Here is a 12621-nt window from a genome sequence, read left to right as displayed (position 1 = left end):
CGTGCTGCGGGCGGAACGGGGGCTCAGGATCGCACGTCAGCGCGCTGTGTGCTGGCCCAGTGCCCACTGCACGTGTTCACGCACCAGCGGCGAGGGATCGTCGATGCGGGTCTGCAGCGCAGCCAGCGCTTCGGCCGAGGACGGCGCATTGCCCAGCGCCACGGCGATGTTGCGTAGCCAGCGCTCATGGCCGCTGCGCCTGATCGGGCTGCCTTCAGTGCGGCGCAGGAACTCGGCTTCGTCCCAGGCGAACAGCTGGTCCAGGCGCGCGGTATCGAGGTTGTTGCGCGCACGGAAATCGGCTTCGTCGGTGCGCTTGGCGAACTTGTTCCAGGGGCAGACCAGCTGGCAGTCGTCGCAGCCATAGATGCGGTTGCCGATCAGCGGGCGCATCTGTTCGGGAATGGCGCCGTCGTGTTCGATGGTCAGGTAGGAAATGCAGCGCCGCGCGTCCAGCCGCTGCGGGCCGGTGATGGCCTGGGTCGGGCAGACATCGATGCAGCGCGTGCAGGTGCCGCAGTGCGCCGTGGCCGGCGTATCGATCGGCAGCGGGATGTCGATGTAGATCTCGCCGATGAAGAACCAGGAACCGCCATGGCGGTCGATCAGGCAGGTGTGTTTGCCGATCCAGCCGAGCCCGGCGTTGCGGGCCAGTGCGCGCTCCAGGACGGGGGCGGAATCGACGAACACGCGGTAGCCCAGTGGCGCGACTTCGTCGTTGATCTGCGTGGCCAGCTTCTGCAGGCGGTTGCGCATCAGCTTGTGGTAGTCGCGGCCCAGCGCATAGCGCGCCACGTAGGCGCGGCCCGGGTCGGCCAGCGTCGCCCACGCTTCGGTGTCATCCTTGTGGCTGTAGTCCATGCCCACCGAGATCACGCGCACAGTGCCGGGCAACAGCTCGGCCGGTCGTGCGCGCAGGGTGCCGTGGCGCGCCATCCAGTCCATCGTGCCGTACAGGCCCTGGCCCAGCCAGTCGGCCAGGTGCGCCTCGTCCTCGCCGAGCTCGATACCGGCGATGCCGCAGCGCTGGAAGCCATGCGCGCGGGCCAGTTCGCGGATGCGCTGCACGGCCTGGGCTGGATCGACGGGGGAGGGGGCGAGGGACATGCGCACCAGTATAAAATCCCTGCATGGCCAACCTCGCCGATCTGTTCGATTCCGCTGCCGCGCGTGCGCTGGATGCCCAGGCGTCCACCCTGGCGGGGGATGCTGGCTGGGGACTGATGGCGCAGGCCGGCCAGGCCGCCTGGCAGTGCCTGCTGCAGCATTGGCCGCAGGCGCAGCGCATCGGCGTGGTGGTCGGTGCGGGCAACAATGGCGGCGACGGCCTCGTGCTGGCTCGCCACGCGTTGCAGGCCGGGCGCGAGGTGAGGGTGATCGTCCTGCCGGGCCGGGCGCCATCGACGGCGCTGGCGCAGCGTGCAACATCGGAATTCAGGTCCGACGGCGGCGCCATCACCGAGTTCGACGGCGCGCTGCCCGAGGCCGACCTCTGGGTCGATGCCCTGTTCGGGCTGGGTTTCGATCGCGCGCCGGAGGGCGCGGCGCAGGCGCTGATCGTTGCGATCAATGCGCAGGCGGCACCTGTGCTGGCCCTGGATGTGCCCAGTGGCGTCGATGCCGACCGCGGTGCGGTACCCGGCGCGGCAGTACGCGCTGCGCGGACCCTGCAGTTCATCGTGGCCCATCGCGGGCTGTACACCGGCGACGCGCTGGATCATTGCGGGCACAAGGCCCTGGCACCCCTGCAGTTGCCCGCGGCCGCATGGCAAAGCGTGTCGCCTGCCGTGGAGTACTGGACGCAGGCACGGTTGCCGGCCCTGTTGCCGCCGCGCCGCGCCAATACCCACAAGGGTGAATCCGGCCACGTGCTGTGCGTCGGCGGCAACCACGGCAGCGGCGGTGCCATCGCCATGGCAGCCGAGGCCGCCTTGCGCGCAGGGGCGGGGCTGTTGAGCCTGGGCACCCGCCGCGACCACGTCGGTCCACTGCTGGCTCGGCTGCCCGAGGCGATGACCCACGCGTTGGAAGACGGCGAAGCGCTGCCGGCCTTGCTTGACAGGGCCAAGGTGGTGGCGATCGGGCCCGGTCTGGGCCAGGACGAATGGGCACGCGCACTGTTTGCGCGGGTGCTGGCCAGCGCCAGACCACTGGTGGTCGATGCCGACGCGCTGAACCTGCTGACGCAGGATCCGCGTGCCTTGCCCGGCGCCGTCCTCACACCGCACCCGGGCGAGGCCGCACGCCTGCTCGGCTGCAGCACCAGCGACATCCAGGCCGATCGCTACGCCTGTGCGCAGACGCTCGCCGAGCGTTTCCATGCGGTGGTGGTGTTGAAGGGCGCCGGCAGCATCGTGGCGGCGCCCGGGCAAACGCCCCGGTTGATCGCCGCCGGCAATCCCGGCATGGCCGTGGGGGGCATGGGCGACCTGCTCACCGGCATCATCGCCGGCCTGCGTGCGCAGGGCCTGGCCGCCTTCGATGCCGCCGCGGCGGGCGCGTTGCTGCATGCGCTGGCCGGCGACGCGGCTGCCGCTGACGGCGCACGCGGCCTGCTTCCTACTGATCTGCTGGCGCCGCTGCGGCGACTGGCCAACCCGGAACGCTTCCCATGACCGATTTCTTCCTTGCCGACAGCGACGCCACCGAACTGCTCGGGCAGTGGCTGGCGGCCACCCGGCCCCCGCAGGCGCTGATCGAACTGCGCGGCGACCTGGGCGCCGGCAAGTCGACCACGGCCCGCGCGCTGCTGCGGGCGCTGGGCGTGCAGGGCGCGATCCGCAGCCCCACCTACACCCTGGTCGAGCGCTATCCGCTGGCCAGTGGCGGTGAGGCGTGGCACCTGGACCTGTACCGCATCGGCCAGGCCGGTGAGCTGGATTTCCTCGGCCTGGACGAAGGCAGCGCGGTGCTGTGGCTGGTCGAATGGCCGGAACGGGGCGCCGGCGCGCTGCCGCCGACCGACCTGGTGGTGGCACTGGAGATCGAAGGACATGGGCGCCGCGCCAGTCTCACCGCGGGCAGCGACGTTGGACATGAATGGCTGAAACGGCTGCCCCAAGGGGGCGACTTGCAGGCCATTTCTGTCGGCTGACGAGAACAAAGATCGGCAGGTTACGGATTATTAAGGAAAAAGGTGTTGCATTCCGTTCAGCGCGGTGATTGAATCCTGAGCCATGCGCCCGGGGAACCGTCTCATCGCCATCTGTGCCGCCGTCGGACTGGGTCTGGCGAGCGTCAGTGCGTGGGCGGGTGAAGTCCGCCAGGTGCTGCTGAACACCGGCGCGACCGGCACCCGTGCCGAGATCTCACTGGTCGGCAGTGGCGGCTACAAGACCCTGTCGCTGGCCGGCCCGAACCGCCTGGTGGTCGATTTCCCCGACTCCAGCGCCGTACGCAACCTGAAGATGCCGGCCGCGCAGGGCGTGGTCACGGCGGTGCGTACCGGACAGCCGGTCCCGGGCACTTTCCGTGTCGTGTTCGACCTTGCCGAATCGGTGGCGCCGTTCCGCCCGCAGATGCAGCGCGAGGGCAATGAATCCAAGCTGGTGATCGAATGGCCGGGTGATGGCCCTGCCGTGGCCACCACCAGCCGCCCGGCGACGCCACCGGCCGTGCAGCCGCAGGCGGCCGCTGCGGGGGGCTCAGTCGCGCCCACGCCGGCCGAGAACGCGCAGTCACGCACCGATGCTGCGCGGGCCACCGCCCTGCTGACCGCACAGGTGCAGCAGCAGGCCAGCGCCAGCGCTGCCGCACCCGCCACGCCGACCCCCGCACCGACCAGCGCGCCGGCCCAGGTTGCTGCGGCAGGTGTCGCGGCCAGCAGCACGCCTTCATCCTCGCCGGCTGCAATCCTCGCCGGCCAGCGCACTGCTGCGGTGGTGACCACGCCGCCGGCAACGGCCCCTACACCGGCACCGACGCCGGCCGAGCCGCCGCGTCCGGCCATGCCCAGCGATGCATCGCGCATCCGCATGCAGCCCGGCATGCGCCATCTTGTGGTGGCGATCGATCCTGGTCATGGTGGCCAGGACCCGGGTGCGATCGGCCCGACCGGCAAGCGCGAGAAGGATGTCACCCTGGCCGTGGCGCGTGAGCTGGCCCGCCAGGTCAACGCCACGCCGGGCCTGAAGGCCTACCTGACGCGCGACAGCGACGTGTTCATCCCGCTGCCGATGCGTGCGCAGAAGGCGCGTGCGAACAAGGCGGACATCTTCATTTCGATCCATGCCGACGCGGCCGAGAACCGCTCGGCCACAGGTTCGTCGGTGTACGTGCTGTCGACCAAGGGTGCCTCTTCGCAGCGCGCCCGCTGGCTGGCAGACAAGGAAAACGCGGCCGATCTGGTCGGTGGCGTTCGCCTGCAGCAGACCGAGGGCACGCTTGCCAATGTGCTGTTGGACCTGGCGCAGAGCGGCTACATGAAGGCGTCCGAAGACGCCGCCGGCCACGTGCTGGGCGGCCTGAAGCGGATCGGCAACAACCACAAGCCGAACATCGAGCGCGCGAACTTCGCGGTGCTGCGCACGTCGGACATGCCAGCGATGCTGGTGGAAACGGCGTTCATCTCCAATCCGGATGAAGAGCGCCGCCTGACGGACCCGGCTTACCAGCGCAAGGTCGCTGGCGCTGTGCTGGATGGCGTGCACACCTTCTTCAGCCGCCAACCGCCGCCGGGCACGTTGTATGCTGCCCGCGCGCAGGCCGAGATCGACGCCGCAGCCACCATGGCCGGCGGCAGCAAATAACCCGCCGAAGGCGGGTTTCTGCTTTCTGCAGAGTCGAGCCGCGCTCGACTGGGCCTTGCCGGTAGCCCGTCAGTCGAGCATGGCTCGACTCTACCCTCGGCCGCTCCGTTATCATCCCCGCATGACGTCTGCTACCCATCCGCGCCCGATCCGGCCGTTGCCGGAGATCCTGATCAACCAGATCGCCGCCGGCGAAGTGGTCGAACGACCCGCGTCGGTGGTCAAGGAGCTGGTCGAGAACGCGATCGACGCCGGCGCCAGCCGCGTTGATATCGATCTTGAAGAGGGCGGTGTACGCCTGATCCGCATCCGCGACAACGGCAGTGGCATCGCACCGGAACAGCTGCCGCTGGCGGTATCGCGCCATGCCACCAGCAAGATCGCCGATCTTGACGATCTCGAATCGGTGGCCACGCTCGGTTTCCGGGGAGAAGCGCTGCCGTCGATCGCATCGGTCAGCCGCTTCACCCTGTGCTCGCGCCGCGCGCACGACGAGCACGGTTCGGCACTGCAGATCGAAGGCGGCAAGATCGGCGAGGTGACCCCGCGCGCGCATGCGCCGGGCACCACGGTGGAAGTGCGTGAGTTGTTCTACAACGTGCCGGCGCGGCGCAAGTTCCTGCGCGCAGAGCGTACCGAACTGGGCCATATCGAAGAGTGGCTGCGTTCGCTGGCGCTGGCGCGGCCGGATGTCGAGCTGCGCGTGTCGCACAACGGCAAGGCCTCGCGGCGCTACAAGCCGGGCGATCTGTATTCCGATGCACGCCTTGCCGAAACGCTGGGCGAGGATTTCGCCAACCAGGCCGTGCGCGTGGACCACAGCGGCGCCGGCCTGCGCCTGCATGGCTGGATTGCGCAGCCGCATTATTCGCGCGCGAGCGCCGACCAGCAGTACCTGTACGTCAACGGTCGCTCAGTGCGTGACCGCAGCGTCGCCCACGCAGTGAAGATGGCCTACGGCGACGTGCTGTATCACGGCCGCCAGCCGGCCTATGTGCTGTTCCTCGAACTGGATCCGACCCGCGTCGACGTCAACGTGCATCCGGCCAAGCACGAGGTGCGCTTCCGCGATTCGCGGCTGGTCCACGATTTCGTCTATCGCACGTTGAAGGATGCGCTGGCCGATACCCGTGCAGGCATGTCGGCGCAGGAGATCGGTGCCGGCCCCGCACATCCGGCGGACGCCGCCGCCGTCCCGACGGCATCGAGCGCCGGCGCGTCGGGGTTCGGGCTGGTGCGTGGGGCTGCGCCCGGCTCGGGAGGTGGTGGTGGCGGATTTTCAGGCTGGCGTCCGCAGCAGCCGCTGGGCCTGCAGGTGGCCGATGCACCGGCCGCCTACGCCGCGCTGTATGCCACGCCGGCCGGTGCCGAACGCGCAGCGGCGTTGCCGCCGATGCCGAGCGAGAACGGGTTGCCGGTGACCAGTGCCGACGCGGGTGTACCGCCGCTGGGCTACGCGATCGCGCAGCTGCATGGCATCTACATCCTGGCCGAGAACGCTGAAGGCCTGATCGTGGTCGACATGCATGCGGCCCACGAACGCATCGGCTACGAGCGCCTGAAGAATGCGCACGATGGCATCGGCCTGCAGTCGCAGCCGTTGCTGGTGCCGATCACGCTGGCGGTGGGCGAGCGCGAGGCCGACACCGCCGAAAGCGAAGCCGACACACTGGCGGCGCTCGGCTTCGAGGTGACCCGGGCCGGCCCCGGGTCGCTGCACGTGCGCAGCATTCCGGCACTGCTGGCGCATGCCGAACCGGAAGGACTGCTGCGCGACGTGCTGACCGACCTGCGCGAGCATGGCCAGAGCCGCCGCGTGGCCAGTGCACGCGACGAGCTGCTGTCGACCATGGCCTGCCATGGCGCGGTGCGTGCCAACCGGCGCCTGACCGTGCCGGAAATGAACGCGCTGCTGCGCGACATGGAAATCACCGAACGGTCCGGCCAGTGCAACCACGGCCGACCGACCTGGGCCCGTTTTTCGCTGGCGGAGATCGACCGCTGGTTCCTGCGCGGACGTTGAGGGGAGCATCGATGCGTTATCGGGGAGTGGCGGGCCTGCTGGCCGCCGTGGTATTGGCCGCCTGCAGCCCGGCAACACCGCCGGCGCCGACGGTCGCTGAAGATCCGGCCTACGCGGCCGCGCAGCAGCAATGGCGTGTAGCGCGCTACCAGGACCTGACCCGGCCCGATGGCTGGACGGCCCTGGTCGGCCTGCACTGGCTGCAGAACAAATCCCATTTCGTTGGCAGCGGCGCCACCAACGGCATCCGCCTGACGGTTGGCCCGGACAGGCTGGGCCTGCTGCGTCGCGACGGGGCGCAGTGGTGGTTCACGCCTGAAGCCGGTGTCGATGTCAGCCACGACGGCCAGCCGGTGCGTGGCCGCATCCGCGTCGACACCGACAAGGACGCGCAGCCGACGCTGCTGGCCTTCGATGGCGGCAAGGGCCAGCTCAGCATCATCCGCCGGGGGCCACGGGACGCGCTGCGGGTCAAGCATGCCGAGGCACCTGCGCGGCGTGATTTCGCCGGCCTGCAGTACTGGCCGGGCGGCGCGGACTGGCAGGTGCAGGCGCGCTTCATCGCGCATCCGCCGGGGAAGACCTTGCCGATCGTCGACATCACTGGCCTGACCACCGAGATGCCCAATGCCGGTGCGGTGGAGTTCGAACGTGATGGCCGCAGCTGGCGCCTGGAGGCCATCGGTGCGCCCGGGCAGCCACTGTTCCTGATCTTCGCCGACCGCACCAGCGGCCGCGGCAGCTATCCGGCCGGGCGCTATCTGGATACCGAGGCCCCCGCTGCAGACGGCACGGTGCGCATCGATTTCAACCATGCCTACAACCCACCGTGCGCGTTCACCGCCTACGCGACCTGCCCGCTGGCGCCGCCGGAAAACCGGTTGGACCTGCGCGTGGAAGCGGGCGAGAAGGCCTACCACCTGCCTGAAGGAGAAGGCTGACCATGCCGATCAAACACCTGTTCCGTACCGCGCTGCTGCTGGCGGCCTGCGCAGTGGCGCCACTGGCCACGGCCCGCGATGGCCAGGCCAGCCCTGCCGCGGCCGCGGCCGCAACGGCGGCCAAGCCGCCGGTGCCCCTGTTGTGGAAAGTCACCGGCCCGGGCGACGCACGCGTATACCTGCTGGGATCGTTCCATCTGCTGAAGCCGCAGGACTACCCGCTGTCGCCCGATGTCGAGCAGGCGTTCGAAGCCTCGCAGCGGGTGGTGTTCGAACTGTCGCCGGAAGACATGCAATCGCCCCAGCTGGCCAGCCGCATGGTGCAGGCTGCGACCCGCACCGATGGCAGCGAGCTGAAGCGTGATCTGGATGCGGCCACCTGGCAGAAGCTGCAGGCCTTTGCTGCCCAGAACCAGTTGCCGCTGGCGCAGATGCAGGGCATGAAGCCCTGGTTCGTCGGTCTGAGCATTTCGATCGGGCAGATGCAGAAGCTGGGCCTGGACCCGGCGCTGGGCCTGGACCGCCACTTCATGGAACGCGCGCAGAAGACCGGCCGCAAGACCGCGGGACTGGAAGATATCGATACCCAGATCGGCATGCTGGACGGGATGACGGTGCAGGAACAGCGGCAGATGCTGGCCGAAGCACTGGACCAGGCCGGCAAGGCCGATGAGCAGGCGCGGCTGCTGCATGATGCATGGCGTCGCGGCGACGAGCGCCTGCTGTGGACCAAGATGGCGGCAGAGATGCGCCAGCAGTATCCGCAGCTGTACCAGCGCATCAACACCGGTCGCAACGATGCCTGGGTGCCGAAGCTGCAGCCGTACCTGCAGGCCGGGCAGGGCGGTACGCTGGTGGTGGTCGGCACGCTGCACCTGCTGGGCAGTGATGGCGTGGTCGAGAAGCTGAGGGCGAAGGGCTACAAGGTCGAGCGCGTGTGCACGGGGTGCAAGGCCAAACGCTGACGCACGGTTGGCGCGATGCCAAACAAGACGGCGCGCCAGGGGCGCGCCGTTTTCGTATCAGCCGTTGCTGCAGCTCAGCGGCGGGTCTTGCTGCCGGTACCGGTGCCGGGTTCGCCGGGCTTGTTGCCGGTTCCCGTTCCGGTGCCGCCCGGGCGCGGGCCACCGAAGCCGCTGCCCATGCTGCGCTGGAATTCCTGCCACAGCTCCAGGTTGCGCTCGGTCAGCTGGTTCATCATCGCCCACGGGGTCTGCCCCAGCAGGTTGCCCATCTGCTGGCGGAACTGCTGCTGCTGGTCGAGGAAGACCTGCATGCTGCGCTCCAGGTAATTGCCCATGAAGCCCTGCAGGGAGTCGCCGTAGAAGCGGATCAGCTGGCTCAGCAGCTGGGTGGACAGCATCGGTTCGCCGTCCTGTTCCTGGTCGGCGATGATCTGCAGCAGGACTGACCGCGTGAGGTCGTCGCCGCTCTTGGCGTCGCGGACTTCGAAGTCTTCACCGTCCAGGATCAGCTGGCGCACGTCCTCGATGGTGATGTAGCTGGAGATCTCGGTGTCGTAGAGACGGCGGTTCGGATACTTCTTGATGATGCGGGTCGCAGCCATGAAGCGGTACTCGTCACAGTAGACGCGCAGCATGGCGCAGTGCAGCAGCGGTTGCAACCGCCCCAGCCCCCGCCAGGCTTGGCTTTCAGCAGCGATCATGTTGCGCAGCAAGGGTTTGCGTGCTGCGCAGCATGACCATCGGCAGGGGCCGTCAGCGCACGCCGCAGCGGCCCCTGCGCGGCTTACCAGCCCATGTGGTGGCCGCCGTTGATGTCCAGGTTGCTGCCGGTGATCCATGAGGCCTCCTCGGCCACCAGGAAGGCCACGCCATAGGCGATTTCCTCCGGCTTGCCGAGGCGCCCGGTGGGGATATCGGCGATGATCTTGGCGCGCACGTCCTCCGGAACCGCCATCACCATGTCGGTGGCGACGTAGCCGGGCGAAATGGTGTTCACGGTGATGCCGAAGCCGGCGTTCTCGCGGGCCAGCGAAATGGTGAAGCCGTGCATGCCGGCCTTGGCCGCGGCGTAGTTGGCCTGGCCGTACTGGCCCTTCAGGCCGTTGATCGAGCTGATCTGGATGACCCGGCCCCAGCCGCGGCGCCGCATGCCTTCGATGACCGGACGGGTGACGTTGAACACCGAATTGAGGTTGGTGTTGATCACATCGTGCCACTGGTCCGCGCGCATGCGGTGGAACGTCGTGTCGCGGGTGATGCCGGCGTTGTTGACCAGGATCTCGACCGGGCCCAGCTCGGCCTCGACCGCACGCACCAGCGCCTCGGCGCTGCCTGGATCGGACACATCGCCCGGGAAGATCGACACGTTGTAGCCGCGCTCGGTCATCGCCTGCTGCCATGCGCGGGCCTTGTCCTCGTCGCGGTAATTGGTGGCGACCCGGTGGCCCTGGTCGGCCAGGCGTTGGCAGATGGCGGTACCGATGCCGCCGGTTCCGCCGGTGACCAGTGCGACGCGAGATGTCATGGAGTGCTGTCCGGGAATCAGATGGGGGAAGGGGGATTCTGCAACATCGGCGCGGAAAGTGCGCCGGCCGGCAACAGGATGTCGGTCCGCGGCAGTCGAACCGGGTCGAATGCCCGTTGCGCAGCGTGCAGCAGCGCATCCCGGTCATCGGCGCCGTCCAGTGCGGCAGGGGCCTGGCCCAGCAGCTGCCAGAGCGCGCGCAGTACCGGCACCGGCCTTGTACTGTCCACCGGCAGCGACGCCAGCGACTTGGACAGTTTGTGGCCGGGGGCGTCGAGCAGCAGCGGCAGGTGCCAGTAGCGCGGCACGGCCAGGCCCAGCGCCTGCTGCAGCAGGATCTGCCGCGCGGTGGAATCGAGCAGATCGGCGCCGCGCACCACTTCGGTCACCCCCTGCGCAGCGTCATCGACTACCACCGCCAGCTGGTAGGCCCAGCAGCCGTCGGCACGGCGCAGCACGAAGTCGCCGACTTCGGCATGCACGTCCTGCTGCTGCGGGCCACGCAGGCCATCGTCGAAGTGCACGACGCTGCCCGGTGGCACGCGGAAGCGGACGGCGGGGTCCGGTCGCGGTTGCCGCGCAACGCAGCGGTGGTGGATGCCGCCGCTGGCAGCCAGTTCGCTGCGGCTGCAGTGGCAGATGAAGGCCTGGTCGCTGGCCTGCAGCACGTCCAGCGCGGCCTGGTAGGCCTCGCCTCGAGCGCTCTGCCACAGGACCGGGCCGTCGTGGACCAGGCCGAACGCAGCCAGTGCCTGCAGCTGTGACTGCGCGGCGCCGGGCACGGTACGCGGCGGGTCAACGTCTTCGATGCGCAGCCGCCATAGGCCGCCGTGGTGGCGGGCCAGCAGCCAGCTGCCGAAGGCGGCAAGCAGGGATCCGGGGTGGAGCAGGCCGGTCGGCGAGGGCGCGAAGCGGCCGCAGGGAACAATGGCGGTCATGCAGGCTGAATCGTCGGTCAGGTTGGCGCTTGAATTCAAGCTGAGCGCACCGCAAATTGACGGATATCGATCCCTTCCGAGCCGGATTTTCCCATGTTCACCCGTATTGCCCTGTTCCTGGCGACCAACCTCGCGGTCCTGATCCTGGCCGGCATCGTCATGTCGATCCTGGGCGTGGACGCGCGTTCGATGAGCGGCCTGCTGGTGATGGCCGGCATCTTCGGTTTCGGTGGCTCCTTCATCTCGCTGCTGCTGTCCAAGTGGATGGCCAAGCGCTCCACCGGTGCGGTGGTGATCACCGAGCCGCGCAACCAGACCGAGCGCTGGCTGCTGGCCACGGTCGAGCGCCAGGCCAAGGCCGCCGGCATCGGCATGCCGGAAGTGGCGGTCTATGACGGCCCGGAGATCAACGCCTTCGCCACCGGTGCCAACCGCAACAACGCGCTGGTGGCGGTGTCCACCGGCCTGCTGCACAACATGAGCGAAGACGAGGCTGAAGCCGTGCTGGGCCACGAGATCGCCCACGTCGCCAACGGTGACATGATCACCATGGCGCTGCTGCAGGGCGTGCTGAACACCTTCGTGATCGTGCTGGCCCGCGTGGTCGGCGGCATCATCGACAGCGCGCTGTCGGGCAACCGCGAAGGCGGCGGCCGTGGCTTCGCCTACTACATCATCGTGTTCGTGCTGGAGATGGTGTTTGGCCTGTTCGCCACGATGATCTCGATGTGGTTCTCGCGCCACCGCGAGTTCCGCGCCGATGCCGGCGGTGCCGCGCTGGCCGGTCGCCAGAAGATGATCGCCGCGCTGGAGCGCCTGCAGCTCAACCATGGCCAGAGCACGCTGCCGACCCAGATCGCCGCGTTCGGTATTGCCGGTTCGACGGCGAAGAAGCTGTTCATGAGCCATCCGCCGCTGGAAGAGCGCATTGCCGCGCTGCGGGCGTCGACGGTGGCGTAAGCTTCTGCTTTCAAGATAGTGCAGGAACGCCTGGCCTCGCGCCGGGCGTTTTTGTTTGCGCGCCGATGCATTGGTGGCGCCGGGTACGACCTGGCGAGAGTCGTTTCCGCGACCGCGGAGGGGTGTCACTTTCTTTGCTCGTGCAAAGAAAGTAACCAAAGAAACACGCCGCCGGGGCGCGAGCCGTCGCTACGCGCCGGTACCCTGCGCTTCTCGGCGAATCAGGGGACGGCGCCGAACTCGCTGCGCTCAGACACCGGCGCCTCTTCGCCCCTGATTCGCCTGCGATGCTCGGCTCGCTCAAGGCGGACTGGAAGATCAAGATCAAGAACAACAGCATCCACCCGTCGCGAAGATGTACTGGGTGCAGCTGTGGCATTTGACCTTGGGTCCGCCTTGAGCGAGCCGAGCACCGCAGGTCCGGCGAGGGCGAAGAGGTGCGGGTGTCTGAGCGCAGCGAGTTCCCGCACCGTCCCTCGGCGGGCCGAGGAGCGCAGGGCACCGGCGTGCGCAGCGCGTCG

11 protein-coding genes are annotated in these 12621 nt (G+C 68.7%); 7 read left to right on the top strand and 4 right to left on the bottom strand.

What is annotated here, in order from left to right:
• Positions 1-36: 36 nt before the first annotated feature.
• Positions 37-1107, bottom strand: coding sequence for a tRNA epoxyqueuosine(34) reductase QueG (queG, locus tag AC2A1N_RS05545; RefSeq protein WP_061478065.1), 1071 nt, complete (start codon positions 1105-1107; stop codon positions 37-39).
• 23 nt (positions 1108-1130) lie between these two features.
• Between queG and AC2A1N_RS05540 the strand changes: the two genes are divergently transcribed.
• From AC2A1N_RS05540 to AC2A1N_RS05515, 6 genes are all read left to right on the top strand, one after another.
• Positions 1131-2615, top strand: coding sequence for a bifunctional ADP-dependent NAD(P)H-hydrate dehydratase/NAD(P)H-hydrate epimerase (locus tag AC2A1N_RS05540; protein ID WP_061478064.1), 1485 nt, complete (start codon positions 1131-1133; stop codon positions 2613-2615).
• Positions 2612-3094 carry a tRNA (adenosine(37)-N6)-threonylcarbamoyltransferase complex ATPase subunit type 1 TsaE gene (gene tsaE / locus AC2A1N_RS05535; protein ID WP_180868293.1) on the top strand — a complete coding sequence of 161 codons (483 nt, stop codon included), beginning with the start codon at positions 2612-2614 and terminating at the stop codon, positions 3092-3094. The genes AC2A1N_RS05540 and tsaE overlap by 4 nt, the downstream gene beginning before the upstream one ends.
• A gap of 82 nt (positions 3095-3176) precedes the next feature.
• Positions 3177-4748 carry an N-acetylmuramoyl-L-alanine amidase gene (locus AC2A1N_RS05530; RefSeq protein WP_061478062.1) on the top strand — a complete coding sequence of 524 codons (1572 nt, stop codon included), beginning with the start codon at positions 3177-3179 and terminating at the stop codon, positions 4746-4748.
• Between the two features lie 121 nt (positions 4749-4869).
• On the top strand, positions 4870-6771 hold the full coding sequence (gene mutL, locus AC2A1N_RS05525; RefSeq protein WP_061478061.1) for a DNA mismatch repair endonuclease MutL: 1902 nt from the start codon (positions 4870-4872) through the stop codon (positions 6769-6771).
• A gap of 11 nt (positions 6772-6782) precedes the next feature.
• Positions 6783-7712, top strand: coding sequence for a DUF1684 domain-containing protein (locus tag AC2A1N_RS05520; RefSeq protein ID WP_242893304.1), 930 nt, complete (start codon positions 6783-6785; stop codon positions 7710-7712).
• Positions 7713-7714: 2 nt separating this feature from the next.
• Positions 7715-8677: a TraB/GumN family protein gene (locus tag AC2A1N_RS05515; protein ID WP_005417757.1), complete on the top strand. Its 963-nt coding sequence runs from the start codon at positions 7715-7717 to the stop codon at positions 8675-8677.
• Between the two features lie 74 nt (positions 8678-8751).
• Here AC2A1N_RS05515 and phaR read toward each other — a convergent pair whose 3' ends face one another.
• The 3 genes from phaR to gluQRS form a co-directional block, all read right to left on the bottom strand.
• Positions 8752-9279 carry a polyhydroxyalkanoate synthesis repressor PhaR gene (phaR, locus tag AC2A1N_RS05510; RefSeq protein ID WP_061478101.1) on the bottom strand — a complete coding sequence of 176 codons (528 nt, stop codon included), beginning with the start codon at positions 9277-9279 and terminating at the stop codon, positions 8752-8754.
• A 182-nt stretch (positions 9280-9461) separates the two neighbouring features.
• On the bottom strand, positions 9462-10202 hold the full coding sequence (gene phbB / locus AC2A1N_RS05505; protein WP_061478059.1) for an acetoacetyl-CoA reductase: 741 nt from the start codon (positions 10200-10202) through the stop codon (positions 9462-9464).
• Positions 10203-10219: 17 nt separating this feature from the next.
• Complete coding sequence (gene gluQRS / locus AC2A1N_RS05500) at positions 10220-11140, bottom strand: tRNA glutamyl-Q(34) synthetase GluQRS (RefSeq protein ID WP_061478058.1); 921 nt, start codon at positions 11138-11140, stop codon at positions 10220-10222.
• Positions 11141-11233: 93 nt separating this feature from the next.
• Here gluQRS and htpX point away from each other — a divergent pair, with 93 nt between their 5' ends.
• Positions 11234-12100, top strand: a complete 867-nt coding sequence (gene htpX, locus AC2A1N_RS05495) for a protease HtpX (RefSeq protein ID WP_061478057.1) — start codon at positions 11234-11236, stop codon at positions 12098-12100.
• Positions 12101-12621: the final 521 nt, after the last annotated feature.

Source organism: Stenotrophomonas maltophilia group sp. SKK55, from assembly GCF_057179845.1.
This window is presented reverse-complemented; position numbering and strand designations above follow the sequence as displayed.